The sequence below is a fragment of the Pseudoalteromonas sp. bablab_jr011 genome, assembly GCF_016464045.1.
GTDB classification, from domain to species: Bacteria; Pseudomonadota; Gammaproteobacteria; order Enterobacterales; family Alteromonadaceae; genus Pseudoalteromonas; species Pseudoalteromonas lipolytica.
Map to the genome: position 1 here is coordinate 1 of NZ_JACDWU010000107.1, position 1,309 is coordinate 1,309.

Annotated in this window: 1 protein-coding gene; it reads right to left on the minus strand. The window is 39.0% G+C overall.

The annotated features are described in order from the left end of the window. Positions 1–28 precede the first annotated feature (28 nt). A protein-coding gene (locus JIG41_RS04485) for an IS3 family transposase (RefSeq protein WP_374027183.1) occupies positions 29–1,269 on the minus strand; the annotation gives its coding sequence in 2 pieces (ribosomal slippage) (positions 29–912 and positions 912–1,269; 1,242 coding nt in all). Positions 1,270–1,309 lie beyond the last annotated feature (40 nt).

Genomic DNA, 1,309 nt, shown 5'->3' on the forward strand with positions numbered 1-1,309 from the left:
TGTCTCGTCCTAAAATACGTTGACGGTTTTAATTGAAGGCCAGTAGCTTTTGCTCCTGGTCTTTTTTATGCACTTGGTTTGGGGTTTCCATGCCTAAACTCAAATGCGGCCTCATTTCATTGTATATTACTATTGATTCTTCGACGAGTTCACGTAGCTCTTTCAGGTTTTGGCATTTATAGAGTAAGAATTCTTGCTTCAATATGCCATTAATGCGCTCCGCCAATGCATTTTGATAGCAATCATAGCCATCGGTCATCGATGGAGTAATGCCATTTTCATTAAGCTTTACTTGATATACCCGTGAGCAATACTGTAACCCTCTATCTGAATGGTGAATCGTACTGCATTGATACTGACGATTAGCGATGGTCATATCTAATGCCTTAACCACATCTGTCGCCTTCATTTCATCACTGAGTTCATATCCCATAATTTTGCGACTATACGCATCAGTTACCAGCGATAGATAGTGAACACCTTGCGTTGATTGAACGTAGGTTATATCACTTACAAATACCTCTTCTGGCCTCGATGGTTGTCTATCTTTAAGCAAGTTAGGATGCTTTTTCATCCAATGTTTACTAAACGTCGTTTTTGTATAACTACGCTTAGGTTTAACCAATAAATGTTCACTTTTTAAGTAACTAAAAAAAGCATCTCGACCTAAACTTATACCTTGCTCTATGAGTTTGGGTTTCAGTAGAAAATATAATTTCCTTCCACCTAAACGCGGCATAAAGCGTCGTATTTCCAATACCATCGCTTTAACTGGTGCAAGTTCAATAGCACGCAATTTAGCTCTGCTCTCTCGTTGATATATTGCTTGTCTCGTTATCCCAAGCAGCTTGCAAGCACGTTCTAAGCTAACTATTTTTTGCTTTTGAAGGCTTCTTGCTCCTTGGCAATATACTTTTTTCTAAGGTTTGTCCCATGCTCAGCGTCAAGAATATTAACCACTTCATTGAGTAACAGGTTACGTAAGTGCTCATCTTCGAGCTCTCGTTCGAGACGCTTGATTTTTTGTGCGGGGCTTTCTTTGGCTTTAGGTGATTTAGGCATAGTCATCTTAGGTGATTGAGTCCAATCCATCTTACCGTGTTTTCTCAACCAAGTAAGCACAGTTGAGCGACCTTGTATGCCATAAATTTTTTGGGCTTGTTTATAAGTCATATCGCCTTTTTCTACAGCGTCGACAACTTGTAATTTAAAGCCTAATGAATAATCTCGTTGTGTTCGTTTGATCGGTGTATTATTTGACTTGGTCATAATAAGTCCTAAATGTGTAAACACATTTCAGGACGAGACA